The sequence below is a fragment of the Teichococcus globiformis genome (assembly GCF_042646265.1).
GTDB lineage: Bacteria > Pseudomonadota > Alphaproteobacteria > Acetobacterales > Acetobacteraceae > Pseudoroseomonas > Pseudoroseomonas globiformis.
Genome location: NZ_JBHRTN010000026.1, coordinates 126,064 through 152,913 on the forward strand (window position 1 = coordinate 126,064; position 26,850 = coordinate 152,913).

General features: G+C 68.1%; 27 protein-coding genes. 12 read left to right on the forward strand and 15 right to left on the reverse strand.

The annotated features are described in order from the left end of the window. Nucleotides 1-18: 18 nt before the first annotated feature. A complete protein-coding gene (locus ACFOD4_RS20160) occupies nucleotides 19-384 on the reverse strand; it encodes an SWIB/MDM2 domain-containing protein (protein WP_379599393.1) in 366 nt (121 codons plus the stop codon). A 134-nt stretch (nucleotides 385-518) separates the two neighbouring features. Here ACFOD4_RS20160 and ACFOD4_RS20165 point away from each other — a divergent pair, with 134 nt between their 5' ends. Further along, entirely contained in the window at nucleotides 519-1,550 is a 1,032-nt protein-coding gene (locus tag ACFOD4_RS20165; RefSeq protein ID WP_379599394.1) for an SDR family oxidoreductase, read from the forward strand. Here ACFOD4_RS20165 and ACFOD4_RS20170 read toward each other — a convergent pair. From ACFOD4_RS20170 to ACFOD4_RS20200, 7 genes are read right to left on the reverse strand one after another with little or no spacing between them, the layout of a single operon-like run. Beyond that, complete coding sequence (locus ACFOD4_RS20170; RefSeq protein ID WP_379599396.1) at nucleotides 1,547-2,545, reverse strand: UDP-glucuronic acid decarboxylase family protein; 999 nt, start codon at nucleotides 2,543-2,545, stop codon at nucleotides 1,547-1,549. The two genes, ACFOD4_RS20165 and ACFOD4_RS20170, sit on opposite strands and share 4 nt — an antisense overlap. Then, nucleotides 2,542-3,639: a CgeB family protein gene (locus tag ACFOD4_RS20175; protein ID WP_379599398.1), complete on the reverse strand. Its 1,098-nt coding sequence runs from the start codon at nucleotides 3,637-3,639 to the stop codon at nucleotides 2,542-2,544. The genes ACFOD4_RS20170 and ACFOD4_RS20175 overlap by 4 nt, the downstream gene beginning before the upstream one ends. Then, a complete protein-coding gene (locus ACFOD4_RS20180) occupies nucleotides 3,636-4,721 on the reverse strand; it encodes a CgeB family protein (protein ID WP_379599400.1) in 1,086 nt (361 codons plus the stop codon). Before ACFOD4_RS20180 ends, ACFOD4_RS20175 begins: the two co-directional genes overlap by 4 nt. Next, nucleotides 4,718-5,833 (reverse strand): CgeB family protein, encoded by a 1,116-nt coding sequence (locus tag ACFOD4_RS20185; RefSeq protein WP_379599401.1) that lies wholly within the window; start codon nucleotides 5,831-5,833, stop codon nucleotides 4,718-4,720. The genes ACFOD4_RS20180 and ACFOD4_RS20185 overlap by 4 nt, the downstream gene beginning before the upstream one ends. Beyond that, a complete protein-coding gene (locus tag ACFOD4_RS20190; protein ID WP_379599402.1) occupies nucleotides 5,830-7,014 on the reverse strand; it encodes a glycosyltransferase family 4 protein in 1,185 nt (394 codons plus the stop codon). Before ACFOD4_RS20190 ends, ACFOD4_RS20185 begins: the two co-directional genes overlap by 4 nt. After that, nucleotides 6,945-8,036, reverse strand: coding sequence for an SDR family NAD(P)-dependent oxidoreductase (locus ACFOD4_RS20195; RefSeq protein WP_379599403.1), 1,092 nt, complete (start codon nucleotides 8,034-8,036; stop codon nucleotides 6,945-6,947). Before ACFOD4_RS20195 ends, ACFOD4_RS20190 begins: the two co-directional genes overlap by 70 nt. A 2-nt stretch (nucleotides 8,037-8,038) precedes the next feature. Then, the gene (locus ACFOD4_RS20200) at nucleotides 8,039-9,154 is read right to left on the reverse strand and encodes an NAD-dependent epimerase/dehydratase family protein (protein WP_379599405.1); all 1,116 of its coding nucleotides are present in this window, start codon (nucleotides 9,152-9,154) and stop codon (nucleotides 8,039-8,041) included. Between the two features lie 282 nt (nucleotides 9,155-9,436). Between ACFOD4_RS20200 and ACFOD4_RS20205 the strand changes: the two genes are divergently transcribed. Genes ACFOD4_RS20205 through ACFOD4_RS20220 form a run of 4 tightly spaced genes read left to right on the forward strand, consistent with a single transcriptional unit; the run spans nucleotide 9,437 to nucleotide 12,776 of the window. Beyond that, nucleotides 9,437-10,519, forward strand: coding sequence for an inositol-3-phosphate synthase (locus ACFOD4_RS20205; RefSeq protein ID WP_379599407.1), 1,083 nt, complete (start codon nucleotides 9,437-9,439; stop codon nucleotides 10,517-10,519). A gap of 9 nt (nucleotides 10,520-10,528) precedes the next feature. Continuing rightward, on the forward strand, nucleotides 10,529-11,143 hold the full coding sequence (locus ACFOD4_RS20210) for a histidine phosphatase family protein (RefSeq protein WP_379599409.1): 615 nt from the start codon (nucleotides 10,529-10,531) through the stop codon (nucleotides 11,141-11,143). Beyond that, nucleotides 11,140-11,889, forward strand: a complete 750-nt coding sequence (locus ACFOD4_RS20215; protein WP_379599410.1) for a TIGR04290 family methyltransferase — start codon at nucleotides 11,140-11,142, stop codon at nucleotides 11,887-11,889. Before ACFOD4_RS20210 ends, ACFOD4_RS20215 begins: the two co-directional genes overlap by 4 nt. After that, nucleotides 11,889-12,776, forward strand: coding sequence for a beta-xylosidase (locus ACFOD4_RS20220; RefSeq protein ID WP_379599412.1), 888 nt, complete (start codon nucleotides 11,889-11,891; stop codon nucleotides 12,774-12,776). The genes ACFOD4_RS20215 and ACFOD4_RS20220 overlap by 1 nt, the downstream gene beginning before the upstream one ends. 100 nt (nucleotides 12,777-12,876) lie before the next feature. Here ACFOD4_RS20220 and ACFOD4_RS20225 read toward each other — a convergent pair whose 3' ends face one another. Both ACFOD4_RS20225 and ACFOD4_RS20230 read right to left on the reverse strand, forming a co-directional pair. Continuing rightward, on the reverse strand, nucleotides 12,877-13,863 hold the full coding sequence (locus tag ACFOD4_RS20225; RefSeq protein ID WP_379599413.1) for a Gfo/Idh/MocA family protein: 987 nt from the start codon (nucleotides 13,861-13,863) through the stop codon (nucleotides 12,877-12,879). Further along, entirely contained in the window at nucleotides 13,860-14,837 is a 978-nt protein-coding gene (locus tag ACFOD4_RS20230) for an MDR/zinc-dependent alcohol dehydrogenase-like family protein (RefSeq protein WP_379599414.1), read from the reverse strand. Before ACFOD4_RS20230 ends, ACFOD4_RS20225 begins: the two co-directional genes overlap by 4 nt. A 191-nt stretch (nucleotides 14,838-15,028) precedes the next feature. Here ACFOD4_RS20230 and ACFOD4_RS20235 point away from each other — a divergent pair, with 191 nt between their 5' ends. The 3 genes from ACFOD4_RS20235 to ACFOD4_RS20245 all read left to right on the forward strand — a co-directional run bounded on the left by ACFOD4_RS20235 (nucleotide 15,029) and on the right by ACFOD4_RS20245 (nucleotide 16,496). Continuing rightward, nucleotides 15,029-15,865, forward strand: a complete 837-nt coding sequence (locus ACFOD4_RS20235; protein WP_379599415.1) for a creatininase family protein — start codon at nucleotides 15,029-15,031, stop codon at nucleotides 15,863-15,865. Between the two features lie 77 nt (nucleotides 15,866-15,942). Continuing rightward, the gene (locus tag ACFOD4_RS20240; protein ID WP_379599416.1) at nucleotides 15,943-16,194 is read left to right on the forward strand and encodes a type II toxin-antitoxin system CcdA family antitoxin; all 252 of its coding nucleotides are present in this window, start codon (nucleotides 15,943-15,945) and stop codon (nucleotides 16,192-16,194) included. Beyond that, nucleotides 16,194-16,496 (forward strand): CcdB family protein, encoded by a 303-nt coding sequence (locus ACFOD4_RS20245; RefSeq protein ID WP_379599418.1) that lies wholly within the window; start codon nucleotides 16,194-16,196, stop codon nucleotides 16,494-16,496. The genes ACFOD4_RS20240 and ACFOD4_RS20245 overlap by 1 nt, the downstream gene beginning before the upstream one ends. A gap of 142 nt (nucleotides 16,497-16,638) precedes the next feature. Here ACFOD4_RS20245 and ACFOD4_RS20250 read toward each other — a convergent pair whose 3' ends face one another. The 4 genes from ACFOD4_RS20250 to ACFOD4_RS20265 all read right to left on the reverse strand — a co-directional run bounded on the left by ACFOD4_RS20250 (nucleotide 16,639) and on the right by ACFOD4_RS20265 (nucleotide 20,721). Next, nucleotides 16,639-17,604, reverse strand: coding sequence for a hydroxyacid dehydrogenase (locus ACFOD4_RS20250; RefSeq protein ID WP_379599419.1), 966 nt, complete (start codon nucleotides 17,602-17,604; stop codon nucleotides 16,639-16,641). A gap of 2 nt (nucleotides 17,605-17,606) precedes the next feature. Further along, nucleotides 17,607-18,497 (reverse strand): dihydrodipicolinate synthase family protein, encoded by an 891-nt coding sequence (locus ACFOD4_RS20255; RefSeq protein WP_379599420.1) that lies wholly within the window; start codon nucleotides 18,495-18,497, stop codon nucleotides 17,607-17,609. 15 nt (nucleotides 18,498-18,512) lie between these two features. Continuing rightward, nucleotides 18,513-19,643, reverse strand: a complete 1,131-nt coding sequence (locus ACFOD4_RS20260; protein ID WP_379599421.1) for an iron-containing alcohol dehydrogenase — start codon at nucleotides 19,641-19,643, stop codon at nucleotides 18,513-18,515. Nucleotides 19,644-19,734: 91 nt separating this feature from the next. Next, nucleotides 19,735-20,721 (reverse strand): Bug family tripartite tricarboxylate transporter substrate binding protein, encoded by a 987-nt coding sequence (locus tag ACFOD4_RS20265; protein ID WP_379599422.1) that lies wholly within the window; start codon nucleotides 20,719-20,721, stop codon nucleotides 19,735-19,737. Between the two features lie 234 nt (nucleotides 20,722-20,955). On the opposite strand from ACFOD4_RS20265, the gene ACFOD4_RS20270 reads away from it, so the two are divergent. From ACFOD4_RS20270 to ACFOD4_RS20280, 3 genes are read left to right on the forward strand one after another with little or no spacing between them, the layout of a single operon-like run. Continuing rightward, entirely contained in the window at nucleotides 20,956-22,302 is a 1,347-nt protein-coding gene (locus tag ACFOD4_RS20270; protein ID WP_379599423.1) for a four-carbon acid sugar kinase family protein, read from the forward strand. Beyond that, nucleotides 22,289-23,311: a 4-hydroxythreonine-4-phosphate dehydrogenase PdxA gene (pdxA, locus tag ACFOD4_RS20275; protein WP_379599424.1), complete on the forward strand. Its 1,023-nt coding sequence runs from the start codon at nucleotides 22,289-22,291 to the stop codon at nucleotides 23,309-23,311. Before ACFOD4_RS20270 ends, pdxA begins: the two co-directional genes overlap by 14 nt. A gap of 46 nt (nucleotides 23,312-23,357) precedes the next feature. Further along, entirely contained in the window at nucleotides 23,358-24,119 is a 762-nt protein-coding gene (locus tag ACFOD4_RS20280; RefSeq protein WP_379599425.1) for a DeoR/GlpR family DNA-binding transcription regulator, read from the forward strand. 1 nt (nucleotide 24,120) lies between these two features. Here the strand turns inward: ACFOD4_RS20280 and ACFOD4_RS20285 are convergent, their stop codons facing one another. Then, entirely contained in the window at nucleotides 24,121-24,855 is a 735-nt protein-coding gene (locus ACFOD4_RS20285; RefSeq protein ID WP_379599427.1) for a GntR family transcriptional regulator, read from the reverse strand. A gap of 219 nt (nucleotides 24,856-25,074) precedes the next feature. On the opposite strand from ACFOD4_RS20285, the gene araD reads away from it, so the two are divergent. Further along, entirely contained in the window at nucleotides 25,075-26,838 is a 1,764-nt protein-coding gene (araD, locus tag ACFOD4_RS20290) for an L-arabinonate dehydratase (protein WP_379599428.1), read from the forward strand. Nucleotides 26,839-26,850: the final 12 nt, after the last annotated feature.

The following is a 26,850-nucleotide window of genomic DNA, read 5'->3' on the forward strand; positions in this document are numbered from 1 at the left end:
GCCGGCCGGCTGCGGCGACTACTTCAGGTGCTGCGAAAGGTGCTTGTTCATCTCGAACATGGTTACCTTGTTCTTGCCGAAGACTTTCTTGAGCTTCTCGTCGGCGTTGATGGACCGACGGTCCTCGCTGTCCTGCAGATTGTGCTCCTTGATGTAGCTCCACACCTTACTCACCACCTCGCCACGCGGCAGGGGCTTGTCGCCGACCACGCTGGCCAGTTCGGCCGAGGGCTGAAGCGGCTGCTGTAGGGCGTTGGGCTTCTTGCCGGGGGCGGCTTTGGTCGCGGTGCCCTTTGCCTCGGTGCCCTTCACCTGGGTGTCCTTTGCCTCGGCGCCCTTCGCGTCGGCAGCCTTCTTCTCGGGGGCTTTGGTCTTCGTGGCCATGGATCTGCTCCTTCATTGCCTCGCTTGGGGCAGGGTTGAAACGCGCTCGCCGCCGCAGGGATGCGGAACAACCGCCCAAGCCATGACACCCGCGGCCGTCTGCGCCGTTCCTTAGGCACAGGCAGGAGGAATGCATGAAGCAATCAAAGGTCGCCGTGGTCACAGGGGGGTCGATGGGCATCGGCCGGGCCACCGCCCTGGCCTTGGCTCAGGAGGGCTGGGCCGTGGCCGTTCTGGCGCGTGGGGAGAAGGCCCTGAGCTCAACCGAGGCGGAGCTGAAGGCCGCCGGCGTGGCTGCCCTGGCCATCGAGGCCGACGTTGCGGATGCCGATGCACTGGAAGCCGCGGCGGCGCGTGTCGAGACGGAGCTCGGTCCGATTGGCGCTTGGGTCAACAATGCCATGGCGACGGTGATCAGTCCCGCCATGGAGGTGACGCCGGACGAATATCGCCGGGTGACGGAGGTCACCTATCTGGGCCAGGTCTTCGGCACCCAGGCGGCGCTGCGCCGCATGGGGCCGCGCAACCGGGGCGTGATCATCCAGGTCTCCTCCACCCTCGCCATCCGGGCAGCGCCGTTGCAGGCGGCCTACTGCGGCGCCAAGGCGGCGCTGCACGGCTTCACCGACAGTCTTCGCAGTGAGCTGATCCATACCGGATCGGCTGTGAAGCTGGTAACGGTGTACCTTCCGGCAGTGAATACGCCGCAATTCCTGCGCACGCGCAACCACACGGGCAAGGCGCAGATCGCCCCCGACCCTGTCTTCGATCCCCGGCTCTGCGCCCGGGCGATCCTGTCCGCGATCAACCGCCCGGTGCGCGACGTCTGGGTCGGGCGGTCGACCATGCAAATGGCGGTTGGACAAGCTCTCGCGCCGGCAGTGGGCGACCGCATCGCCGCCAGCATGTGGGAGGGACAGCTCGACCAGAACCGCGCCCCCGCCGAACCCGAGGGCAATCTGTTCCAGCCGATCAACAACGATCCCGGCATTGACGGACCGTTCGGAGACCGCGTGAAGGCAGTGCGGCATGAAGCCGTCACCAGCCGCCTTCGCGACAGTCTGGCAATCGGCGTTGCGGCGCTCGGCCTGCTGGGCGCGCTCACGCTGATGGCGGCGCCGGTCCTGGCCGGAAAGGCGCTGGGGTTGGCGCGCGACCGGCGCTAGTCGGCCGACAGGCGGTAGCCCTCCTCGGCTTCCTGTTCCTGCTCGCGGAACCAGGCAATGGTCTTCTTCAGGCCATCCGCCAGCTCCGTGCGGGGCGCCCATCCCAGGATCTCCCGCGCCCGGACGATGTCCGGGCGGCGCCGGCGCGGATCGTCCTGCGGCAGCGGGTGGAAGACCACGCGCGACTGCGAGCCGGTCAGGGCCAGCACCCGCTGCACCAGCTCCAGAACCGTGCATTCAAAGGGATTGCCGAGGTTGATCGGTCCCGGCTGCACGCCTTCATGCTCCATGGCGCGCATCAGTCCCTCCACCAGATCGGCGACAAAGCAGAAGGAGCGCGTCTGGGTGCCGTCGCCATACACGGTGAGCGCGGCATTGCTCAGCGCCTGGCTGACAACATTGGACACGATGCGTCCGTCATCCTTGTGCATACGCGGACCGTAGGTGTTGAAGATGCGCACGAGGCGGAGCTCCACCCGCTTCTGCCGGTCGAAGTCGAAGCAGAGAGCCTCCGCCGCGCGCTTGCCTTCGTCGTAGCAGGCCCGGGGGCCGGTGCAGTTGACATGCCCGCGGTAATCCTCGGCTTGCGGATGCACTTCGGGGTCGCCATACACTTCGCTGGTGGAGGCCTGCAGGAAACGCGCGCCATGCCGCTCCGCAAGGCGCAACAGGTTCCGCGTGCCCACCACGTTGGTCATCATCGTGTGCTCGGGATCCGCCTGGTACAGCGGCGGCGAGGCGGCACAGGCCAGGTTGAACACGCGGTCGAGGCGCTCGGGCAGTGCCGAGGCCGGCAGCTCCTCAATGATGTCGGCGCGGACAAAGGTGAAGCGCGGCGACCGCTGCAGATGGCGCAGATTGTCGCCCGTGCTGGTCTGCAGGTTGTCCACGGCCACCACATGGGCGCCGGAGGCGATCAGCGCGTCGCAGAGATGGGACCCCAGGAACCCGGCCCCCCCGGCTACCAGGACGTTGCGAGCCAGGGACGTGCTCATGCGCTCTTCCTCTCACCGGCCTCTTGCCGGGCTGTCTTCATGCCGCCCGCCTCGATCAGCATCGCTTCCAGCTCGACGGCGCGATGCTCCGAGCTGTGCGCCTGCAGGATCCTCCGCCGCGCCGCGTCAGCCTGCTGGTCGCGCGCCGCTTCGTCACGCCCCAGTGCCCGCAGCACGTCCTCGGGGCTGTCCGCAAGCAGGATTTCCTTTTCCGGCTCGAGCAGATCGCCGATGCCGTTCCAGCGGTCGGAGATTACCGGACTGCCACAGGCACCGGCCTCGAACAGCCTCACGCTCGGGCTGTATCCTGCGCGTACCATGTCGGCCCGCGTGACGTTCAGCGTGTAACGGCTGGCGCTGTAGAAGGCGGCATGCCCGGCCGGTGGCACATGCTCCAGCCGTTCCACATTTTCCGGCCATGCGATGTCGGCCGGATACTGGGGCCCGGCAACCGCGAAGCGCAAATGCGGCGCGCGCCGCGCGGGCTCCAGCAGCAGCCGCTCCAGCACCGGCTGACGGTCCGCGCTGTAGGTGCCGAGATAGCTGAGGTCCCAGCGCCGCGGCACCTCAACCGCCTGGTACGCCGCCACGTCGACCGAGCAGTACAAGGCCCGCGCCATAGGCGACCCGTAGCGCCGCATCAACACTTCCAGCGTCGGGCCGCCGGTGAAGGAGCCGTAAAGATCATAGCCGGGGATGATCTCGGCCGAGATATACTCCTCGTCGCCCTTCTCCAGCTTGGCCAGGGTGACGGGCGTGTCGATGTCGTAGAAGGCGACGGGGCCGCGTGCCGTGGACTGCGCCATGCGCCCGGCCGCCACGCCATCAGGCACGTAGGAGCCCACCATTACCGCATCGGCGGACCGGATCTCCGCCTGCCAGTTCTTCAGCTCCGCCAGATCGCGATACAGCGCAAGGCGACAGAAATCCGGCTCCGCCAGGTCGCGATGCGCCGCATACCAGGGCTTGTCGCATTCCAGGAACAGCACCTCGTGGCCGCGCCGGGCGAAGGAACGGAGCAGCGCCCTGTAGGTGGTCGCATGGCCGTTGCCCCATGAGGATGACAGGGTGAGCCCCAGCACAACCAGCTTCATGCGGCGGCCCTCCGCGTTGCGGCGGCGCGCAGCAAGGCGTCCACTTCCTCGCCGCGGCGCTGGTAGGTGTGCGACTGCAGCACGCGGCGCCGCGCCGCCTCGCCGATGGCCTGGCTGCGCTCCGGTGTGAGGGCAGCGAGGTGCTCGGCGACGTCACGGCCATCGCGCGCCACCAGGACCTCCTCGCCCTCTGTCAGGAACATGTCGAGCCCGACCCAGTCATCGGTGATCAAGCAGGCGCCGGCACCTGTGGCCTCGAACACGCGGGTCGCCGGCGACCACCCGGTCTGCGCCATGCTGTCGCGGGCGATGTTGAGCACAGCGAGCGGCGATGTGTTGAAGGCGTTATGCTCGCGCGTGTAGACATGGCCCAGGTGACGCACATTTGCACCCATGGCCTTGTCGTGCCAGCCATTGCCGCCGATCAGGAAGTTCCGCTCCGGCAACAGCGCCGCAGGCCGCAGAAAGAACTCCTCGACCCGTGCCTCCCGGTCGGGCAGCCGGTTGCCCAGAAAGGACAAGTCGGCCCGGAAGCGCGGCTCGGCCGGCACCGGATGATGCGTGGCGGGATCAACGGCGTTGTAGATCGGCACGCAGCGCCGCGCACCGAGCGATGTGTAGGCGAGCTTGACCGGGGGGCCGCCGCCATAAGTGAGCACGAAATCCAGCAACGGCAGGGTGCGCCGAAGCGGATGCTCCGGCTGCGGCGTGATCTCGGCCAGCGTGGCCGGAGCGTCCACGTCCCAGAAGATCCGGATAGCGTCCGGACGCGCCGCGGCCATGACGCCCTCGATCAAGTCGTCATCAAACACGCCGACGCCGCTCGCCTTAACCACCACATCGGCTTCCGCCGCTTCGGCCACAACGGCACGCAAGGCGTCCACCGTAGCCGGATACACGACCGATCGCGCCCAATCCGGCGGCTCCATGTCCCGATGCTGCTGACGGTCGAAGGCGTCGGGCTCGTAGAAGGTGATGTCGTGGCCCCGGCGCGACAAATCGTGCAACAGGCCGCGGTAATAGGTGGCTGCGCCGTTCCAGTAGGATGACAGCAGGCTGGAGCCATAGAAGGCGATCTTCATGCGGCACTTCCCATTCTGGCCGGTGCGGCTTTCAGCTTGTCGGCGATGGCCAGCAACTCGTGCATGCGATGCTCGCAGCCATGGCGCGCCCGCACCGTCTGCAGCCCGTGCCTCACGAGAGATTCCCGCAGCGACGCATCCTCCGCCACGGCGACCATGTGCCGACGCATCTCCTCCCCGTCGCGTGCCACGAGGTAGTCCGTGCCTGGCCGGAAAAGCCCCTCGGCATCCTCCCAGGGCGCGCTGAGCAGCGGAATGCCGCAGGCCAGCGCCTCGAACACGCGGATGGTGGGAATGCCCGGCAGGATTTGCGAATAGAAGCGGCGCGGCACATGCACCGTCGCCAGATGCCGCGCGAAAACCTCCGGTGCGCGGACATTCGCCAGCCAGCCCCGGTATCGGGCGCCAAAGCGATCCAGCGCTTCCAGAGCCTCCGCAGGATAGCGCACGCCATGGATGTCGAGGGGCAGGCCAGCCTGCCGAGCCGGGCTCAACAGGAAGCGCTCGATCTCTGCGCTGCGCTCGCCATCGCCCCAGTTGCCGATCCAGACCAGCCCCTGCCGCTCCATTTCCTCGGCCGGCGGATGGAAGTGGCGAAGATCCGCCGCCTCGTGCCAGACCCATACGCGGTCGCCCCAACCCCAGCGCCGGTAAACCTCGGCCAGGGTCTTGCCGAAGGCGAGCACGCCGTCATAACCGGAAAGGTCAAAGGTACGGATCGCCTCCGGGTCGCTAACCGCCCGGTGATGCGTGTCGTGGAACAACAGCCTGAAGCGGCCGCCCCGCGCCCGTAAGCGGCCCACCCGGGAAACGGTTGCCGCATCGTTCCATTCGTGCACAACAACCAGATCGGCATCCGCGAGAGAGTCCTCGATCTCGGCCGCATCGGCATAGCTTGTGGACCGCAGCGCGGGATAAGCTTCGTGGAACGGGTGCAGCCCCGCCTCCCCCGCATCGGCGAGGAGGTTGCTCAGGCTCCAGTTCCCCGCAGGCTCGAACACCGAGACCTCGTGACCGTGCAGCGACAACTCGCGCAGCACGCCACGCAGGAAATGGGCGTTGCCATGGTTCCAGCACGACAGCAGGGAATGCGTCAGATAGGCGATCTTCAAGCCGGAACCTCCGTTCTTCTGAAGGCGGCGCATATGTCGCGGTAGAGCATCAGGGTTCCCTCCACCATGCGGTTCTCCGAAAAACGTCGGGCGCGGTGCCGGGCCGCCTTGCCGCGTGCCCGCAGCAGGCGCGGATCGGAGGCGAGCCGGAGCGCGGCCTCCGCGAACCCTGCCGCATCCCCTGGACGGACGTAATCGGCGGCGCCTCCCCAGATCTCCCGAAAGGTCGGGATGTCGCCCAGCACGAGCGGGCAACCGGCCTGCGCCGCTTCCAGCACTGCGAGGCCAAATGGCTCATACCGTGCCGCAGATAGAAAGATCGGCCGTTCCGCAAGCTTGCCCTGAAGGGCGGCGCGGTCGAGCTGCCCATCGAGCCGCAAATGCGGTGCCGCGATGTGATGGCCATCCGGCGCCCTCACCGGGCCGGCGGCATGCACGGGGAACGGCAGCAGGGCGGCTGCCTGATCCAGCGTCGCGATGCCCTTTCCCTCGTCCCAAAGGCGGCCCGCGGTGAAGCCGTGGGCCGGGGCACGCCGCGGGGCGGCGGCTATCGGCGCATCGAGCCCGTTGGGCACATGGCGAGGCATCCGGGGCAGCCCATAGAGCCTCTGGGTCGCGGCGGCGAAGGCGATGCTCGGCGCCGCCAGGAGGTCCGCCCTGTCATAGGCCCGACGCAGCGTTTCGCGGTGCCATGCGAACTCGCCGGGCAGGGCGTCGCCGCGAACGGCATCCCACCAACTCGCTAGGCAGGAATGGCAGAAAGCCAGCACCGGCAACCGGAACGCATGCTCCGCCACCAGGGCAGGGCTGTTCAGGTGCAGCAGATCGGCGCCGGAGCTTGCCGCCATGTCAGCAAGCGCTGCTCCGCTCCGCTGAAGCTCGTCCCGGCCTTCCGCCATCCAGTCCAGCGGCAGATCGCATTCCTCCACGTCCAGGCCGGGAATGGCGGCGATCTCCAGCCGCTGGGGCGCCGACATGCGTGGTCCCAGCACGGCAAGCGTCACCCGCACACCGCGCCGGATCAGGCCCCGGCTCAACCCCGTGGCATAGGACCACACGCCCCCCACGGCATCCGTCGTCATCAGAACATGCGGTGCCCGCACCGCGGCCGTCACCGTGTGGCGCCGGCCAAAGCGGATACGGATGCGGATGGCCTCGTCGCCCTTTGCTCCGCCAGCCAACGGCCCAGCCTGGCCACGCCTCGGCGCCAGGGTAGCGGCGCGTCCAGGTGCAGCCTTTCCCGCGCCAACCGTGTATCCGAGACGTAGTAGCGCTGGTCGCCGGCGCGCCAGTCGCTGTAATCGGCCCGCACCGGCCGACCGGTCTCCGCCTCGATCACCGCGATCACCTGCCGCAGGCTGGCGGCGTTCTCCACACCGCCGCCGAGGTTGAAGGCCTGCCCGGCGACGTCGCTGATTCGGTGCCAGCAGGCGAGATAGGCATCAACCGCATCCTGCACATGCAGCAGGTCCCGCACCTGGCAACCATCGCCGAAGATGGTGATCGGTTCGCCGCGCAGCGCCCGGATCAGGAAATGCGCGACCCATCCCTGATCCTCGGTGCCCATCTGCCGCTCGCCATAGATGCAGCTCATGCGCAGCACCGCCGTGGGTATGCCGAAGGAGCGCGCATAGTCCAGCACATACTGATCGGCGGCCCCCTTCGAGCATCCATAGGGCGTGTGGAAATCGAGCGGCCGTGCCTCGCTGATGCCGGCGGCGCGGATCGCAGGGTCCTCCGGCACATAGCAATCGCCCTCGCGTGCCAGCGGGATGTCAGGCAGGTTGCCATACACCTTGTTGGTGCTCGCGAAGACGAGCGGCACATCCCGCCCACTGCGACGCAGCGCCTCCAGGAGCATGAAGGTGCCGCGGATATTGACGTCGAAATCCTCGCGCGGGTCATGCAAGCTGGTGGTCACGGCTACCTGGGCAGCCAGGTGGAACACCGCGCCGGCGTCACGCGCGGCCTCTTCCAACGCGGCATCATCGCGCAGATCCGCGACCATGGATCGCAGGCGAGAGCCATGCTCCTGCTGCAGCCATGCCAGATTGGCCTCCACGCCGGGCCGGCGCAACGCGTCCAGGACGATCACCTCATGGCCCATGCGCAGCAAACGGTCGGCCAGATTGCAGCCGATGAAGCCGGCGCCACCTGTGACCAGAACGGGCCGTCCCTGCGGCATTGGAAGCGGCGCGGCCATGCTCACGCGACCAGCCCTCGCCGCTCCAGCTCGCTGCGTGCCTGCTGCACCTTGTCCTCGGCCTGCTGCTGGGCGACCCACTCGGCGAGTTCGGCCAGATCCGCCACAAAGTCGCGCCGAACCGTGAAATCCAGCTCGCGTTGGATCTTGCCGATATCGGCGATGTTATGGCGGATATCGCCACTGCGCGTCTTGCCCGCAATCTCGGGCTCGAGGCCTGGCCGACCCATCGCCACGGCCAGCGCCTGCGCGACCTCCGCCACGGTGCGGTCATGGCCACTGGCCACGTTGAACACCTGTCCTGCCGCCTCCGGTCGCTCCAGCGCGAGGTGAAAGGCCCGGGCCACATCTTCCACATGCACGAAGTCGCGGCGTTGCAGACCGTCCTCGAAAATCATGGGAGGCTGCCCATGATGCAGCCGGGACGCGAAGATGGCCAGCACGCCCGTATAAGGGTTCGAGAGCGCCTGTCCCGGCCCGTAGGCGTTCCACAGGCGCAGCGCCACGCCCTCCATGCCATAGGCTGGTGCCACCGTCAGCGTCAGACATTCCTGCGCGTGCTTGGTGATGGCGTAAACGGATGCCAGCGCAGGGCGCTTGGTTTCCGGTGTCGGCACGGGGCGCAACGGGCGGCCTTGGGCATCCAGCGGGTCCCACGGTGCATCGGGACCACGGCGCGGCATGCGACGGACATCCTCGTGCAGCCCGCCATCCTCGTCCTGGTACAGTCCCTCGCCGTAGATGCTCATGGAAGAGGCGACGACAACCCGACGCACCGGTCTCTCGATCAACTGCTGGAACAGCACCGCCGTGCCCAGATCGTTGACCGAGACATAGCGCTCCACCGCGTACATGCTCTGCCCGACACCGACCTCGGCAGCCAGATGCACAACGCTGTCGACATTCTGCAAGGCCCGGCGGACGGCTTCTCCGTCCCGCACATCGCCGCGCACGAACTCCGCTTCCTTTTCCAGCAGTTCTGGCCGGCTGCGCTCCCCGTGCACCTGCTCGATCATGCTGTCGAGCACGCGGACCTGGTGTCCGGCGCGCAACAAGCGGCGGGTCAGATGGCATCCGATGAAGCCGCCGCCGCCCGTAATCAATATGCGTTCGCCCATGCTGCCCCGTATGTCCGATTGAACCGGGCGCGCCCTGCGTGGCCGGTGAGCTGAAGAAGATGCTGATGCTGAACGACGCTTTCGCTTCACGAGTTGCACCGGAGGCGGATCGAGATGATGGTGCAACAAGTTCAGGTTGCAGCAACTCATCGCTTCGAACGTCGCCTCACAGACATGTGAAGCTCGCGGAGGAACAAAGAAGCGCACGGGGAGTTGAGCCCTGAGCCGAAGGCCCTTGCATCTCCGCCGTCTGCGCCCGGCTGCACCTATCAAGGAGGATCCGTGTCCCCATCCACTCCGCTGCGCGTCGGGATCATCGGTGTCGGGAATTGTGCGTCCTCCTTTGTGCAAGGCCTGTCCTATTATCGTGACGCCGATGCCAACGAGGTGCCGCCTGGGCTGATGAGCGCCGATATCGGCGGCTACCGGGTGAAGGATATCGAGGTTGCCTGCGCCTTCGACGTCAATGCGGCGAAGGTCGGCCGGGATCTTTCGGAGGCCATCAAGGCCGCGCCCAATAACACCCGGAGCTTCAGCGACGTGGCGCCCACGGGCATCACCGTGGAACGCGGTCCGACCCTGGACGGGCTTGGCCGCTACGTGCAGGGCACGTTCGAGGAGTCCGCCGCCAGCCCTGCCGACATCCGGGAAACCTTGCGTCGCACCGGAACCCAGGTGCTCGTATCCTACCTTCCGGTGGGATCCCAGCAGGCCAGTGAATGGTATGCCGAGCAGGCGCTGGAAGCGGGATGCGCCTTTGTCAACTGCATTCCCGTCTTCATCGCCTCCAATCCCGAATGGCGGAAGCGCTTCGAGGATCGCGGCCTGCCGATCATCGGGGATGACATCAAGAGCCAGGTCGGCGCCACCATCGTGCATCGGGTGCTGGCCAATTTGTTCCGCGAGCGCGGCGTCCGGCTCGACCGGACCTATCAGCTGAACTTCGGCGGCAATTCGGACTTCCGCAACATGCTGGAGCGCGAAAGGCTGGAGTCGAAGAAGATTTCCAAGACCCAGGCGGTCACCAGCCAGCTCGACACGCCCCTGCCCGCCGACGATGTGCATGTCGGCCCCAGCGACTACGTTCCATGGCTGGAAGATCGCAAATGGGCCCATATCCGGCTCGAAGGCACCGCTTTTGGCGGCAGCCCGCTGAATCTGGAGCTGAAGCTCGAAGTCTGGGATTCCCCCAATTCCGCCGGGATCGTCATTGATGCCGTACGCTGCGCACGACTTGCCCTGGATCGGGGGCTCGCGGGCGCATTGTCCGCGCCATCCAGCTACTTCATGAAGTCGCCCCCGCGGCAATACACGGATCATGAAGCACGCGAGCGGACGCTGCGCTTCATCCAGGGGCTGGAATGACATCCGGGCATGGCCACTACGCTGTTCCTGGTGCGCCACGCGGCGCACTCCCGCGTTGCCGACACGCTGTGCGGCCGCATGCCCGGAGTGGCGTTGAGCCCGCCCGGACAGGCTCAGGCCGAGCAGATCGCGCAGTGGCTGCAGGACGAACAAGTCAATGCCCTCTACACCAGCCCCTTGCAACGGTGCCAGGAAACTGCCGCTCCGCTTGCCCGGGTCCTGGGACTGAAGCCCATCTCGGATGAGGCGCTGGTGGAAATCGACTTCGGCGAATGGACCGGTGCGCGCTTCGCGGCGTTGCAGAACGACTCTCGCTGGACCCGGTGGAACGCCCGGCGCGACGATGCCGCCGCTCCCGGCGGAGAAACCATGGCGGCGGTGCGCGACCGGGTCGCCGGCCGGATGGCCGAGCTCGCCGCCCTTTACCCCGAGGGCCGACTGCTGCTGGTGAGCCATTGCGACGTCATCAGGGCGGCGATGTGCCATCTGCTCGGCCTTCCAATGCAGGGTTATGAACGTTTCGAGATTGCCCCCGGCTCTCTGAGCACGGCGGTGATCTGGCCAGGCGGTGGCAAGGTGCTCAGCCTCAATGAGCGTCCCAGGCAGAGGATCCCCGCAGCATGAACCCAGCCACCCTCCGCGATCAGGCCCGGAGCCTCGGCCCATGGTTCCACAACCTGTCGCTGCATGGTGTGCCGACCGCGCCGGACCATGCCCTCGGCGACTATCCGGCCTGCGTCTGGCAGTACTTCGCCCACGCCTTGCCGGAGGATCTGACGGGACGTTCGGTGCTCGACATCGGCTGCAATGCCGGCTTCTTCTCCATTGAGATGAAGCGCCGCGGCGCCTCGCGCGTGCTCGGCATCGATGCGGATCCGCGCTATCTTGCGCAGGCCCGGTTCGCGGCCGGGGTTCTGGACCTCGACGTCGAGTACCGGGAAATGTCCGTCTATGATGTCGGCTCGCTAGGCGAGCGGTTCGACATCGTCCTGTTCATGGGGGTGCTGTACCACCTGCGCCATCCGTTGCTGGCACTCGACCTGCTGCGGGAACATGTTGTGCAAGAGCTTCTGGTGTTTCAAAGCATGCAGCGAGGCTCGCGGGAGATCCACCCCGCCCGGGAAGATTATCCGTTCGATGCAGAGGACCCGTTCTCCGAGCAGGGCTGGCCGCGGTTGAACTTCATCGAGCACCGCTATGCCGGCGATCCGACCAATTACTGGATCCCCAACCGCGCCGGTGTCGAGGCGCTGCTGCGCAATGCCGGGTTCGAGATCCTGCAGCAGCCGGATCGTGAAGTATATCTCTGCCGCCCGACCGCGTTGCCCTACGGCTCGGCGGCCGTCTACCCCGCGAAAGGTCCGCGCTGATGCTTGAAGCCGTGATGGTCTGGAACGAACCCAACAACAAGTCGCACTGGGACCCGGAGATCGATCCGGATTGGGTGATGTTCGCCGAAACGGCGCGGCTCGCGGGGCAGGCGATCCGCGCGGAGCATTCTTCCCTGCCGCGCGTGCTCGGCGGCATGTCGCCGATCGACCCCGTCTTCATCATGAAGATGCAGCAGCGCGGCGTGTTGGACCAGATGGAAGCGGTCGCGGTGCATGGCTTCCCGCTCGACTGGAACAATTGGCTGATCCATGAGTGGCCGGCGAAGTTGAAGGAGATTCAGGCCGTCACGCACCTCCCGGTCTGGGTGTCCGAGGTCGGTGTTTCCACCTTCGGGGCCGAGGAAGTACAGCTCTGGGGGCTGCGGCGCACGGCGGAGCTGCTGATCGGACAGGCCCCGCGCATTCACTGGTACAGTCTCTATGACCTGCCGACGCACTGGGAAGCGACGACGCGCCATCGCGAGGCCGAGGGTTCCTCCTACTACAGGCACTTCCACATGGGTCTGCTGCGCGAGGACGGCACGCCGAAGCTCGCCATGGAGGAGTTCGAGAAGCACACGCCGCATCTCGGCATCTGCCAATGGTTCCATTTCGAGGATCACCGGCTGGATGACGCGGTGATTTGGCTGAAGCGGCTCGGCGTCACCCATCTTCGCACCGGCCTGTCCTGGGCGGACAGCTTCCGGCCCGATGCCTTGCAGTGGTTCGATCGTCAGATGGAGGCGCTGCGCGACTTCCAGGTCACGGCGACCTTCTGCTTCACACCCGAGCATCGCGGCATCGCACCGCACCACACCAGCCCGCCGCAGGTAAAGGAGGAGTTCGCCGAGTTCTGCGCCAGCATGGTGCGGCGTTACGCAGGCTGACGCCCCGTCTGGCCGGGAGAGGCCTGGCTAGCCCGGGTCCGCATGCTTCCTCGGTCGGGAGGGGCTTTTTCCTCCCGGCCGGTGCAGCCTGCGCGCCGGCTCAGCGCCCATAGATGCGGTCCAGCACCCCCACCACATCGGCCACTCGCTCGATCTCCGCATCGAAGCGGCCACCGGCCGCCAGACGCCGCGCCCAGTCGGCGGCAGCCCGCCCCCCCCACGCGTCGGGCGCGGAGGCGAGTGTTTCGCGCGATGTGCCGCGATACCGCTCTGCCGAGAAATCGTAGAACGAGCCGTCGATGTTGCGCAGTGCCGCGCCGCCCTCGGTGCCGTAGAAGGCGGCCGAGATCACCGCATCCTGCCCCGCCTGCAAGCGCCAGGAACAGGCCAGCCGCAGTGCCGCCCCATTGCACAGGTCGATGCTGGCGGTGGCATAATCCTCGACCCGCCCGTCGCCCGCGCGGAGCCGTTCGCCGCCGGCGAACAGCGTGCCGGATACGCTGTCCACGGCGGGGAAATCCAGCGTCCACAGCGCCAGATCCACCAGGTGCACGCCCAGATCCATGACGCAGCCGCCGCCCGATTGCGCGGCGTCATAGAACCATGCCTTGTCCGGGCCATAGGCGTTGTGGAACACCAGGTCCACGGCATGGACGCGGCCCAGCGCACCTTCCCGCACCAGCGCGCGGATCCGCTGCATCCCTTCGGTGAAGCGGTAGGAAAGATCGACGTCCAGCAGGCGGTCGGCGGCGCGCGCCGCATCGATCACCGCCCGCACCTCCGCCGCGTCCCGGCCCAGCGGCTTCTGGCAGAACACGGCTAGGCCCCGCCGCAGACCTGCGATGGATTGCGCCGCATGCAGTGCACTGGGTGTGGCGATGACGAGCCCATCCAGCGGCAGCTCCAGCAACGCTTCCAGGCCCTTCACCCGCCGTGCTCCGGGTGCGATGCGCGCGGCTTCCTCCAGCATGGCCGGGTTGGCGTCGGCAATGGCGGCGATCTCGGCAAGACCGGTCTGGGCGACGGCCTCCATGCGGTGCCGCCCGATCCAGCCGACGCCCAGGAAGCCGATGCGGGGGCGGATCATCGCAGGGTCACCACGGCCTTGAGGAACCCGTCCGGCCGATCGCGGGTGGCGTCCAGGGCCTCGGCCAGCCGCTCCAGCGGAAAGCTGTGCGTCAGCAGCGGGCGGGGGTCCAGCCGCCCGGCAGCCACCGCGTCAAGCGCCGCGCGCATGCCCTGCATGTAGATCGCGCTGTCGCGCTCATGGGCGTTGATGACGTCAAGGCCTCGCCAGTTCCACAACTGCATGTTCACCTGCCGCGGCCCGTCCTGGTGGTAGCCGGCGATCACCAGACGGCCTCGCTCTGCGCATAGCTCCGCCGCGAGGTCCAGCGGCCATGGTTGACCCACCGCCTCGACCACGCGGGAACAGAATTGCCCTTTCGTGAGCGCCTTGACCTGCTCGATGATGGCGTGGTGGTCCTCCAGCGGGATGACCTCGGCAGCACCCATGCGGCGCGCCAGATCCAGCGAGAAGGGCCGGCGGGAGATGGCGATGACCCGCGCTCCCGCCTGGCTCGCCAACCGCGTCAGCATGGCCCCCAGAAAGCCGATGCCGATGATGGCCACATCCTGCCCGTGCTCGATGCCGGCGCGGGCGAAGATGTTCATGGCGCAACCCAGCGGCTCGCCCGGAAAGGCCTGCCCGCTCAGCGCCGCCGGAAGGGGCAGCACATTGGCGGCCTCGGCCAGGTCGTACTCCGCGTAGCCCTTGTAGGACAGGGCGGCTGCGCGCTGCCCCACGGCCAACCCTTCGACCCCCTCCCCCAGCGCATCGACATGGCCCCAGGCCTCATGCCCCAGCGCACCTGGTTCGGTGGGAAAGCGCATCCAATCCGGCCCGGCCCAGGGCGTGAGGTTGGAGGCGCAGACACCGCAGCCTTCCAGCCGCAACCGGACCTGCCCCGGTCCGGGCTGCGGCAGCGGGACCTCGTGGATGGCCAGACGCCCCGGTCCCTCCAGGATGGCGGCGCGCATGCTGGCCGGCGCGGCGCTCACGCCATGCCTCGCTGGCCGGAATGGGAGGCTCTGGCCGGCCGCGTCGGATCGTCGATATGCATGCGGAATCCCTTGTGGCGCACGAGGTGTTTAAGGGCCGCCCACGCTCACGGTTTCATGCCCGGCAGCATGGACCGGGCGCCGCGGCTGTGGCTCCATGGCTGCCGCACATCAGGAGAGGATGGCACGGCATGTTGCAAGAGGTGGAATGGGCCCGGCTGACCGCGCCCGAGATCCGGGCCGCGGCGGCGCGACAAGGCGCGCTGGCGCTGCTGCCGATTGGCTCGCTGGAGCAGCACGGGCCGCATCTTCCGGTGATCACCGACACGGCGAGCGCCAGCGCCGCCTGCGTCCGCGCGGCGCGGCTCGTCGCGGGCGAGATGCCGGCGCTGGTGCTCCCCGGCCTCTGGACCGGCATGAGCGAGCACCACCTGCCCTTCGGCGGCACCATCAGCCTGGAATTCGACGAACTGCGCGGCGTGCTGCGCGGCATCACCCGCTCGCTGCGCGCGATCGGCTTCGCGCGGCTGCTGATCGTCAACGGCCACGGGGGCAATGTGGAGCCGCTGGCGGTTGCGGCACGCAGCCTTGCGCATGAGTTCGGCATGCCGGTGGTCGCCTGCACCCCATGGTACCTGACCCGCGCACGCGTGCCGGATGTGGCGGAAACAGCCGAAACGCCCGCGCATGCCTGCGAGGGTGAGACCTCCGTCATGCTGGCCATCGCCCCGGAGCTGGTACGGCGCGACAAGTTCGACGAAGCGGTGCGGCAGCGGCCGGAGCCGGTGCCGCGCTATGACGGGTTCAGCCGGTTCTGGAGCTTCTCCGAGCGCGCGCCGGTGACGGGGGTCCGCGGCGATCCCCGTCCCGCCACGCCGGAAAAGGGCGAGCGCTTCCTGGACATGCAAGCCGAGGCGCTTGCCGCCGCCATGCGGGACACGGCCATGTGGCGGAAGCCCGATCCCGTCTGGACCGCGGGCCGGGGCCTGGGCAACACCGCAGGGCACGCGGATGACGGTTCCACCTGAGCCGCGAGGCATGGCGCCTTGCATGGGCATAGATCATGCGCATATCATAAGCCATGCCTTCCTCAGGAATGCCCGAAATGCCGCGCCCTGACCTTCTTGCCCCGGCCACCGGCCGCCGCGCCACCAACGTGACCCTGCCCGACGCATTGCTGCGGGAAGCCCGCGCCATGGACATCAACCTGTCCCAGGCCTGCGAGCGCGGGCTGGCAGCGGCCGTGGCCGAGCGCCGGCGTGAGCAGTGGCTGGCCCGCAACCGAGGCGCCATGGACGCCTGGAACAGCCATGTCGAGGAGCAGGGGCTGCCGCTTGCCGCCTATCGGCAGTTCTGATGGCACGGCTGGACTTCCACCCCATGCCGGGCGGCGGGGCGGGCTATGTGCTCGATGTGCAGGCCGAACTGCTGGATCATCTCGCAACGCGCGTCGTGGTGCCACTGCTGCCGGCGCAATCCGCCCCGGCACCGATCAGCGAGCTGAACCCGGTGTTCGAGATCGGCGGCGAGCGCCACGTCATGCTGACCCAGGCGCTGGCCGCCATTCCGCTGCGCGAGTTGAAGCGGCCCGCAGGCTCGCTGGCCGAGCGGCATGACGCGGTGACGCGGGCGCTGGACACCCTGCTGATCGGGTTCTGAGCGTACCCAGGGGAACCGCCACGCTCCCCGGGCTCTCGGCAAAGGCAGAACGAGCAGTTGCCGGAGGTCACGGACATCCGGCGCGGCAGCTCGTCAAGGGCGGTGCTGTGAGGATCAAGGATGGTTCAACCGCCCCGCACTCCTATCCCTTCGCGAAAAAGCGCCGATCGACCTCGCGCCCTGCCAGCAGGTCCAGCACATGGCGCACCGTCATCAGCGACACTTCGCGCCGTGCCTCTTCCGTGACGCCGCCGATATGCGGGCTGAGGAGCAGGTTGGGCGCCGACCAAAGCGTGTTGTCGGGCGCCGGCGGCTCGGGGGCAAAGGTGTCGAGCCCGGCACCGCCGAGACGGCCGCTCTGCAGTGCCTCCAGCAGCGCGGCCTCGTCCACCAGCTCGCCGCGCGACGTGTTGATCAGCAGCGCGCCCGGCTTCATCAATCCCAACGCGCGGGTGCCGATCAGGCCGTTGGTCTCGGGCGTCAGTGGCGCGTGCAGGCTGACCACATCGGCCTCTGCCAGCAGCGCATCGACGCTCTCTGCGCGCGACAGGGTGGGGCCGAACGAATCCGGCGTGGCGAAGGGGTCGTAAGCGGTGACCCGCATGCCGAGCGCCGTGGCCATGCCGGCCAGGGCGCGGCCGATCATGCCAAGGCCCACCAGGCCCAGCACCTGGCCGCGCAGCTCCCGCCCGCGATAGCTTTTCCCTGCCCAGCCCCCGCCGCGCACGAAGCTGTCCTGGTTGCGCAGGTCCTTGGCCAGGCCGAGCATCAGCGCCAAGGCATGTTCCGCCACCGAATGCGCGTTGGCGCCGACGGCGGCCAGCACCGGAATGCCGAGCTGCTTCGCCGCCGCCACATCGATGTCGTTGGTGCCGGCGCCGTGCTTGGCCACGGCCTTCAGCTTCGGCGAGGCCTGCATGATCTCGGCATCGATGCGGTCGACATTGCGCACGATCACCGCATCGGCCTGGGTTTCCCGAAGCAGGGCGACGGCCTCGCCCTTTGGTGGATAGGGCGCCGTGGCATGCGAGGTGACGCCGGCCTCGCGAAGCATGGCCTCGCCTTCCGGAGCGACGGGGCCGCCCAGGCTGACAACGGTGAAACCCATCGTCAGTTCGCCGCCTCGACGAAGCGCGCGGAGATCTCCTTGATCCTGGCGTCCACATCGGCGGGGATGATGACCGGCGCACGGCTTTGGCCGACATCGGGCATGGCGTGGAACAGGGCGCGCTTCACCATCGGCGGCGCGAAGCCCAGCGCGTAAAGCGTCTTGCGCAACTCGCCGCAATGCGCCTGATGCCGCGCGGAGGCTTCCATGTCGCCGCCCATGGCGGCCGTATGGATGGCGTTCACGGTTTCCGGGATCAGGTTGGCGAGACCGGAAATGCAGCCCGCCGCGCCATTCGCCGCGCCATGGTGGATCAGCGAATCGGGTCCGACCAGCACGTCGAAGTCGTCGCGCCCGCGAGCCACGGCGAGGTAGGCGTCGATGCTCTCCTGCGAGCCGGCACTGTCCTTGATGCCGATGATGTTCTTGTGCTCGGCAAGCCTGGCGGCCGTTTCCGGCGCGATGGTGTTCCCGGTGCGGGCGGGAATGTTGTACAGATAGACCGGCAGCGACACCGCATCGGCCACGGCGGTGAAGTAGCCGATCAGCTCCTCCTGCGAGCAGGGAATGAAGGAAGGCGTCACCACCGACACCGCCTTCAGGCCCAGACCTTCCACCGCACGGCCGAGCGCGATGGTCTGCTTGGTCGAGATCTCGCCGATATGCGCCAGAACCGGCACGCGGCCTGCGGCGGCCTCGACGCTGGTGCGAGCGACGGAAACCTTTTCCTCAAAGGACAGGGCGAAGAACTCGCCATTGGTGCCGGCGCAGAACACGCCATTGCCGGCCTTGGCCTGGCGCTCCACCTGCCGGCGCAGCGCGGCGTGATTCACCTCCTCCTCAGCGTCGAAGGGGGTGACGATGGCAACAAAGGGACCCGATACGAGCGGCATGTGTCTCGAACTTTCTCAGAACGCGGTGCGGTACATGGCCAGGATCTCGTCCCGGCTGATGTCGCGCGGATTGTTGTCCAGCAGCCGGCGGATGGCATGCGCCTCGGTCGCCATGCTTTCCAGATCGGCCTCCGGCACTCCGAGGGCGGAAAGCTTCATCTCGACGCCCAGATCGGCACAGAAGCGGTGGGTGACATCGCGCACGGCGGCAACATCCGCCGAAGGGGGCAGCCCCAGCGCCTCCAGCACCAGCGCCGTCTTCTCCGGCATGGCAGGCGCGTTGAAGGCCAGGGTGTGCGGGAAGATCAGCGCGCAGGCCAGGCCGTGCGGGATGTGGTGGCGGGTGCCGAGCGGATAGGCCACCGCATGACCCGCCGTGGTGTTCACCGGGCCCAGGCAGTAGCCGCCGTAGAGGGAGGCAATGGCCAGGCCGGCCCGCGCCTCGGCGTCGTGGCCATCCGCCACGGCGCGCTTCAGGAAGCGCCCGACGAGGCGGATGCCTTCCAGCGCGTAGAGATCGATCAGCGGATGCGCCTTCTTGCTGGTGAAGGCCTCTACGCAATGTGCCATGGCGTCCACGCCCGTGGCGGCCGTCACCGCCGGCGGCACCGTCATCGTCAGCTCAGGGTCGATGATGGCGATGTCGGCCAGCATGTGCAGGCTCTGCACCGCCAGCTTGTTCTGCGTCGCGGGGTCGGTGACGAGCGCGCGGATGCCGCCCTCACTGCCGGTGCCGGCGGTGGTCGGCAGCTGCGCCAGCTTCACGCGCCGCCCGGCCACCTTGTCGGGGCCGACCACGTCGTGGATCATCTGGCCGCTGCCCGGCAGCACGGCGACCAGCTTCGCAAGGTCCATGGCCGAGCCGCCGCCGAAGCCGACCACCAGCTCGGGCTTTGCTTGTTCCGCCAGGGCCAGTGCCTTCTCCAGGTTCGGCACATCGGGCTCGGGCTTCACTTCGCCAAACACCGTGACCTCGCCCGGCAGGTCGAGCTGCGCCACGCGCGCGGCGTTGAAGGCGTCCGAGACAACAAGGGTGCGGGCGATCCCCTGCTCCCGCGCCCAGCGCCCGAGGCGCGGCGCCAGTCCGGTGCCGACCATCAGCACGGGCGGGCGGGGGATCTCGATGGGGGTGGCGTAGGACATCATGCCGAGACTCCTGGACTGCTGCCGCGGGGGCCGGAGAAGGGAGAGGGCAGCCTCCGGCGGGCCGGAGGCTGGGTGCGGTAAGGTGCCGTCGTCAATCCGCGCTGGCGCCGGAATCCTGGATCACCTTGCGCCACATCGGGCGCTCGGCGGCGGCGCGGGCCGCGGCATCTTCGGGCGTGGACCAGACGGCACGAGCGCCCACCTTCATGAAGCGCTCCTGCTGCGCCTTGTCCTCGGTCACCGCGCGCAGTGCGGCGTTGATCTTCTCCACGACCGGCGCCGGGGTACCGGCCGGCGCGATGAAGCCGCCCCAGACGGTGACCACGAAATCCTCCAGGCCGCTCTCGGCCATGGTCGGGACATCAGGCAGGGAGGGCCAGCGCTCGCCGGTGGTCACGGCCAGGGCGCGGATCTCGCCGCCATCCAGCAGGCCCTGATAGGAAGCGACGCCGTCCATGGCAAAATCGATCTCGCCATTCAGCAGGGCGGGCACGATCTGCGCGGCGCCGCGATAAGGTACGTGGATCGTCTCGATGCCCAGGCGGCTGAACAGCATGGCCGAGGAAAGATGCGTGGTCGTGCCGATGCCGGTGGAGCCGAAGGTGATGCCGTTCTTGCGGGCGCGGGCCCACTCGATGAATTCCTGCAGCGTCGTTGCCTTGGATTGCTTCGGCGCCACCACGGCGATGTTGGGAAACTCCCAGCCCAGCGCGATCGGCAGCAGGTCCTTCTCGGTGTTGTAGGGGACGTTGGTGTAGAGGAACTGGTTGATGGAAAAGTTGCTGACCGTGGCGGTGCCGATCACATAGCCATCGGCCGGCGACTTGGCCACGGCATCGACGCCGATATTGCCGCTCGCGCCTGGGCGGTTCTCGATCACCACCGGCTGGCCCAGGGTCTGCCCGATGCGCTCGGCGTAGAGGCGCGCGATCACGTCGGTCGCGCCGCCCGGCGGATAGGGCACCACCATGCGCACCGGCCGGGTCGGCCAGGCCGCCTGGGCGGAGGCGCCGCGGCCGGCGATGATGGCGGGGGCGGCCAGACCGAGGGCTGCGAGCATGTGGCGGCGGTTGAGCATGAAGGCGGCTTTCCTTGGACAGTGTGGCGAGCCCGCGCGGCTGGCGAAGATGGACTTCCTCTCCGCCGGCCGGGCGGCTCGCGCTTGGGCGGGACTTTAGCGGAACGCGCAAAACACGCAATTCTCTATGCGCGATTGATGCAAAAACTTGATGTGGCCCGAATTGCGGTTATGATCACCCGCACGGCTTCGCTGCCGGCTTTCGTGTTCTCCGATCCATCAAGGTGCCCGCTCATGCCGCAGCCGGTTCGCGACCCGCTGGACAGGTCAGGTTGTTCCCTGCAGCGCGGCGGCACGCTGCCGGCAACCCCTTCAAACTGGTTGATCCTGGCCGACGACCTGACGGGAGCCGCCGATTGCGCGGTGGCTTTCGCGCGGCGCGGCCGGCGCGCCGTGGTGGCCTGGGGCGGCACGGTGGAACCCGGCGCCGGGATCCTGGCCATTGATGCCGATAGCCGCCGCCTGCCTGCAGCCCAGGCTTCTGCGCGACACGCGCAAATCCTGCGCGACGCTTACCGGCCGGCAACAGCGCTGTTCAAGAAGATCGACAGCACTCTGCGCGGCCAGCCGGCCGCCGAGCTGGCCGGCACGCTGGAAATGCTGCGCGAAAGCGGCGCCCCTCGCCTGGCCCTGGTGGCGCCCGCCTTTCCTGCCAACCGCCGAACACTGCGGAACGGACGGGTGCATGTGGAAGGGCAGTCGCTGGAGAGCACGCCACTCTGGGCGCGAGACCACAGCTACAACAGCGCCTTCCTGCCCGAGATCCTGGCCATGGCGGGGTTGCGCGTCCGTGCGCTGGGACTGGACGCAGTGCGCGGGGGCGAAGCGTCGTTGCGCAACACCATCCGTGCCGCCTTGGCCGAGGGGCTGGACGCGCTGGTTTGCGACAGCGACACCTCCGCCGATCTGCAGCACGTCGCGCGCGCTGCGTTGCCGCTGGCCGCTGATCTGGTTTGGGTCGGCTCTGCCGGCCTGGCTGACGCTTTGGCCGCCATTCTTCCCGCTTCCGCCGGTCCGGCGCTGCCGGAACGGCGCTTTGCCCGATCCGGCGGGCTGCTGTTCCTTGTTGGCAGCGTTGCCGAGGCCTCGCGTGCCGCGGCGGCCGAGCTGGCGGCGCAGCCGGGCGTCGGCAGCTTCGTGGTGCCTCCCGCCGTGTTGCGGCAAGGCGGCGGCGAGGACTGGCACGTCCTGGCAGACGGCATCGCCGCAACGCTGCTGCGGGGCGAGGACGCGCTGGTGGCGATCGAGACCGGCGATCATCCGGACCTGGCCCATGGCGCCGAGCTGGCCCGGGGCCTCGCCGCCCTGCTGCAAAAGGCGGGAAGCGCCGCCGGGGGATTGTTCGCCACAGGTGGCGAAACCGCCTGTGCGCTGCTGGCCGCCCTGGGCATCCGGGGTATCGAGATGCAGCGCGAAATCGAGCCGGGGGTGCCGCTCGGGCTGACCCTCGGTCGCCGGAGCATGCCCGTGGTGACCAAGGCAGGCGCCTTCGGCCATCCCGACACAATGACGAAGGCACGGCAGCAACTGCGCGCCCTGCTCGATGAGCCCGCTGGAGGGAAGAAAGATGATGACCGTTGACGACAACCGCCCGATCGTCGCCATCACCATGGGCGACGCTTCCGGCATCGGCCCCGAGATCATCCTGAAGGCGCTGGCGCGGCCGGAAGTCTATGCCATCTGCCGCCCCGTGGTGGTAGGCGATGCGGGAAGGCTGCGCGAGGTGGCGGCGCTGGTCGGTGCCGCGGCCACCATCCGTGTGGTGGAAACGCCCGCGGCCGCTGGCTTTGTCTGTGGCACGGTGGATGTGGTGGATCTCGGCCTGATCCCGGCCGGGCATCCCTTCGGCCAGGTGCTGCCGCTCTCGGGCGAGGCGGCCTTCCGCTATATCGAGCGCGCCACGCGGCTGGTCGAGGCCGGACTGGCCGACGCCATCTGCACCGCGCCGCTGTCCAAGGAAGCGCTGCACGCCGCGGGCCACAAGTACCCCGGCCATACCGAGCTGCTGGCGACGCTGACCAACACGCCCGAGGTGTCGATGATGCTGGTGGCGCCGAAGCTGCGCGTGATCCACGTCACCACCCATATCGGCCTGATGGACGCCATCCGGAAGATCGAGCCCGGCCTCGTCTTCCGCGTCATCGAGCGCGGCCGCGCCACGCTGGTGAAGGCCGGCATCGCCGAGCCGCGCATCGGCGTCTGTGGAATCAACCCGCATGCCGGCGAGAACGGGCTGTTCGGCCAGGGTGAGGAAGAAGAGAAGATCATCCCCGCCGTGCGGCAGTGCCGGGACAGGGGCTGGGCGGTGGAAGGCCCGCTGCCCGCCGACACGCTGTTCTTCCGCGCCACTCGAGGCGATTTCGACCTGGTGGTCGCGATGTACCACGACCAGGGCCACGGCCCGGTGAAGGTGATGGGACTGGAGGCGGGCGTGAACATCACCATCGGGTTGCCCGTGGTGCGCACCTCGGTCGACCACGGCACGGCCTTCGACATCGCCGGCAAGGGCATCGCCGATGATGGCAGCCTGGTCGAGGCGCTGAAGCAGGCGGTCGATCTGGCGCCGAAGCGCGCCGCCGCCGTGGCCTGAGGGCCTGCCCCTCCCGCGCCGCCCCGTCCTCGCTTAAGGTGCCTCCATGCGACAAAGGCGGACACGGCGCGACGAGATCCTTCAGGCCATCGCCTCGGGCGAGGTCGACGTCGGCAGCCTTGCCGCGCGCTTCGGCGTGTCCGCCTCCACCATCCGCCGCGACCTGCAGGATCTGTCGGCGCAGCAACCCATTGCGCGCACCTATGGCGGCGCGATGCTGGTGGGCGCATCGCGCGAGCGCAGCCTCAGCGTGCGGGCCGGGCAGAACCAGGCGGCCAAGGCGGCCATCGCCGAAACTGCCCTGCGGCACATCAAGGATGGCGAGACGCTGATCCTGGACGGCGGCTCCACCGTGGAAGCGCTGGGCCGGCGCCTGGGCGGGCGGCGGCTGCGCATCCTGACCAACAACCTGCCCCTGATCCCCGTGCTGGCGCAGCAGCCGGAGATCGAGCTGGTGGTGCTGGGCGGCACGGTGCGGCCGATCAGCATGGGCACCACAGGGCCGCTGGCCGAGCAGACGCTGCGCCACGTCACCGCCGACAAGCTGTTCACCAGCGCCGACGGGTTGATGCCGGGTCACGGGCTATGCGAGGCGACGCTGGAGCAGGTGTCGCTGAAATCCATGATGATGCGGCGGGCGGCCGCCGTGTTCGTGCTGGCTGACCGTTCCAAGCTCGGCCATGGCGGGCAGCCCTTCTGGTCGCCCTTGCCGGGCGGCACCACCCTGATCACCGATGCGCCGCCCGAGGATTGCGCCGCCTTTGAGGCCGAGGGCCTGGTTGTCCGCTGCTGCGGGCCGGGCGCCTGACCTAGGCCGGGTCTCGCGGAAAGAAGGCCGGGTGAAGGGCGACGATATCCGTGACGCGCGACAGCGTGTCCGCCAGATGAGCCCGCAGCGTGGCCTCCGCACCGGCCGCGTCGCCGGCCAGAATCGCTGCCGCCAATGCTCCGTGTTCGCGCAGGATGGCCGTTCCCTTGCCCGGCGAGGGCAGGTGCAGCCGGCGCAGCCGGTCGAGATGACCGCTGCGCCCCCCGATCATTGTCCAGAGCCCTGCCATTCCAGCCGCCTCGTGGAACAGGCCGTGGAACTCCGTATCTGCTTCCGTCAGCCCGCGGTGATCCTGTTCCGCCAGCAATCCCGCCTGTCGCTCCAGGCTGGTCCGTAGCTGGCGACCCAACGCTTCACGGGGCTGCCGCGCGACCTCACGCACCACCTCGGCCTCCACGGCACGGCGCAGGAACAAGGCTTCCCGCGCAGTGTCCAGATCGATCAGCGAAACCCGCGTCGAGGCGCTGGGCACGACCTCCACCAGCCCTTCTCCTTCCAGCCGGATCAGCGCCTCGCGCACCGGCGTCTGGCTGAGGCCGAGACGCTGCGCCAGTTCGGCACGGGACAGCGGCATGCCCGGCGCCAGTTCCAGGTCGATGATGGCGCGGCGCAGGGCACCATAAGCGAAATCGGCCGCGCTCTTCCGCGGGCCGATCGGCTGAAGGGTCGGCGGCAGGGCCGGCAGCGCATCCGGCAAAGGGTCCAGCGACAACATCGATATCCAATATATTGGATGTTGTCATACAAGCAAGGAAACCCTAGCATCCTGCACAGTCACGGCCATGAAGCGCCGGACAGGAGGAAAACACGCCCGCAACGCCCTGCCCGGCCCGCCCCCGGTGGCACGCTGACCGCCCCGCGTCCCACCGGGACGCCCGGCCCCCGGTGAAGCACGCAGGCCTCCTCTTCTCCCCGCAACCCTGGGAACTGCATCATGCCCGCATCGCCGCGTAACTCGCCCCTGCCCCACGTCAAGACCGTTGAGGAGTTCCGCAGCCGGCGATGGTTCGGCCCGGCCGATCTGCGGTCCTTTGGCCATCGCTCCCGCGCCATGCAGATGGGCTACGCGCCGGAAGAATGGACCGGCAAGCCGGTCATCGCGATCATCAACACCTGGTCCGACCTCCAGCCGTGCCACGCGCACTTCAAGAGCCGCGTGGAGGATGTAAAGCGCGGCATCCTGATGGCCGGCGGTTTCCCGGTGGAGTTGCCGGCGATCTCCGTTTCGGAGAGCTTCGTCAAGCCGACGACGATGATGTACCGCAACATGCTGGCCATGGAGACGGAGGAGCTGCTGCGCTCCCACCCTGTGGATGGCGCGGTGCTGATGGGCGGTTGCGACAAGTCCACGCCCGGCTTGCTCCTCGGGGCGACCTCGATGAACATCCCGGCGATCTTTCTTCCCGCCGGCCCGATGCTGCGCGGCAACTGGCAGGGCAAGCATCTCGGTTCCGGCTCCGACAGCTGGAAGTACTGGGACGAGCTGCGCGCCGGCAAGATCACCGACCAGGACTGGCTGGCGGTGGAGGGCGGCATCGCCCGCTCCTACGGCACCTGCATGACGATGGGCACCGCCTCCACCATGACGGCCATCGCCGAGGCGGTGGGCATGGTGCTGCCGGGCGGCTCCTCCATGCTGGCCGCTGATGCCGGGCACATCCGTCTGGCGTCGGAAAGCGGGCGCCGCATCGTGGACATGGTCTGGGAAGACCTGACGCCGCAGAAGATCCAGACCAGGCCCGCCTTCGAGAACGCCATCGCCGTTGCCATGGCCATGGGTTGCTCCACCAACGCCATCATCCACCTGATCGCCATGGCGCGACGCGCCGGGCAGGACATCGGGCTCGAGGATTTCGAGCGCTACAGCCGCAAGGTGCCGGTGATCGGCAATGTGCGCCCGTCCGGCAATGCCTACCTGATGGAGGATTTCTTCTACGCCGGCGGCATCAAGGGCCTGATGTCGCGCATCACCCAGCACCTCGACCTGTCCTGCATGACCTGCACGGGCCGCACCCTGGGCGAGAACATCGAGGATGCGCGCGTCTTCAACGACGACGTCATCCGCACGGTGGACAATCCGATTTATGGCGAAGGCTCGCTGGCCGTGCTGAAGGGTAACCTGGCGCCCGATGGCTGCGTCATCAAGCCCGCGGCCATGGACCAGAAATTCCTGAAGCATTCCGGCCCGGCTGTGGTGTTCGATGACTACCCGTCGATGAAGAAGGCCGTGGACGACGAGAACTTCCCCTTCACCCCCGACACGGTGATGGTGCTGCGCAACGCCGGTCCCCAGGGTGGGCCCGGCATGCCGGAATGGGGGATGCTGCCCATGCCGAAGAAGCTGCTGAAGATGGGGCTGCGCGACATGCTCCGGCTTTCCGATGCGCGGATGAGCGGCACCTCCTACGGCGCCTGCGTGCTGCATGTGGCACCGGAAAGCTGGATTGGCGGCCCGCTGGCGCTGCTGAAGACCGGCGACATCGTCGAGCTCGACGTCGATGCCCGCAGCATCAACATGCAGGTCTCCGAGGAGGAACTCGCCAAGCGCCGCGCCGAATGGAAGGCGCCGCCGGAGCGGTTCGGCCGCGGCTACGGCTGGATGTTCACCAAGCACATCCAGCAGGCGAATGACGGCGCCGATTTCGACTTCCTGAAAACCGAGTTCGGCCGCCCGGTCGAAGAACCCGTCATCTACTGAGCCCGGAAGCGA

Coding starts and splice junctions, on each gene's coding strand:
- ACFOD4_RS20160 (WP_379599393.1), bottom strand. CDS start 384: ATGGCCACGAAGACCAAAGCCCCCGAGAAGAAGGCTGCCGACGCGAAG.
- ACFOD4_RS20165 (WP_379599394.1), top strand. CDS start 519: ATGAAGCAATCAAAGGTCGCCGTGGTCACAGGGGGGTCGATGGGCATC.
- ACFOD4_RS20170 (WP_379599396.1), bottom strand. CDS start 2,545: ATGAGCACGTCCCTGGCTCGCAACGTCCTGGTAGCCGGGGGGGCCGGG.
- ACFOD4_RS20175 (WP_379599398.1), bottom strand. CDS start 3,639: ATGAAGCTGGTTGTGCTGGGGCTCACCCTGTCATCCTCATGGGGCAAC.
- ACFOD4_RS20180 (WP_379599400.1), bottom strand. CDS start 4,721: ATGAAGATCGCCTTCTATGGCTCCAGCCTGCTGTCATCCTACTGGAAC.
- ACFOD4_RS20195 (WP_379599403.1), bottom strand. CDS start 8,036: ATGGCCGCGCCGCTTCCAATGCCGCAGGGACGGCCCGTTCTGGTCACA.
- ACFOD4_RS20200 (WP_379599405.1), bottom strand. CDS start 9,154: ATGGGCGAACGCATATTGATTACGGGCGGCGGCGGCTTCATCGGATGC.
- ACFOD4_RS20210 (WP_379599409.1), top strand. CDS start 10,529: ATGGCCACTACGCTGTTCCTGGTGCGCCACGCGGCGCACTCCCGCGTT.
- ACFOD4_RS20215 (WP_379599410.1), top strand. CDS start 11,140: ATGAACCCAGCCACCCTCCGCGATCAGGCCCGGAGCCTCGGCCCATGG.
- ACFOD4_RS20220 (WP_379599412.1), top strand. CDS start 11,889: ATGCTTGAAGCCGTGATGGTCTGGAACGAACCCAACAACAAGTCGCAC.
- ACFOD4_RS20225 (WP_379599413.1), bottom strand. CDS start 13,863: ATGATCCGCCCCCGCATCGGCTTCCTGGGCGTCGGCTGGATCGGGCGG.
- ACFOD4_RS20235 (WP_379599415.1), top strand. CDS start 15,029: ATGTTGCAAGAGGTGGAATGGGCCCGGCTGACCGCGCCCGAGATCCGG.
- ACFOD4_RS20240 (WP_379599416.1), top strand. CDS start 15,943: ATGCCGCGCCCTGACCTTCTTGCCCCGGCCACCGGCCGCCGCGCCACC.
- ACFOD4_RS20245 (WP_379599418.1), top strand. CDS start 16,194: ATGGCACGGCTGGACTTCCACCCCATGCCGGGCGGCGGGGCGGGCTAT.
- ACFOD4_RS20250 (WP_379599419.1), bottom strand. CDS start 17,604: ATGGGTTTCACCGTTGTCAGCCTGGGCGGCCCCGTCGCTCCGGAAGGC.
- ACFOD4_RS20255 (WP_379599420.1), bottom strand. CDS start 18,497: ATGCCGCTCGTATCGGGTCCCTTTGTTGCCATCGTCACCCCCTTCGAC.
- ACFOD4_RS20260 (WP_379599421.1), bottom strand. CDS start 19,643: ATGATGTCCTACGCCACCCCCATCGAGATCCCCCGCCCGCCCGTGCTG.
- ACFOD4_RS20265 (WP_379599422.1), bottom strand. CDS start 20,721: ATGCTCAACCGCCGCCACATGCTCGCAGCCCTCGGTCTGGCCGCCCCC.
- ACFOD4_RS20270 (WP_379599423.1), top strand. CDS start 20,956: ATGCCGCAGCCGGTTCGCGACCCGCTGGACAGGTCAGGTTGTTCCCTG.
- pdxA (WP_379599424.1), top strand. CDS start 22,289: ATGATGACCGTTGACGACAACCGCCCGATCGTCGCCATCACCATGGGC.
- ACFOD4_RS20280 (WP_379599425.1), top strand. CDS start 23,358: ATGCGACAAAGGCGGACACGGCGCGACGAGATCCTTCAGGCCATCGCC.
- ACFOD4_RS20285 (WP_379599427.1), bottom strand. CDS start 24,855: ATGTTGTCGCTGGACCCTTTGCCGGATGCGCTGCCGGCCCTGCCGCCG.
- araD (WP_379599428.1), top strand. CDS start 25,075: ATGCCCGCATCGCCGCGTAACTCGCCCCTGCCCCACGTCAAGACCGTT.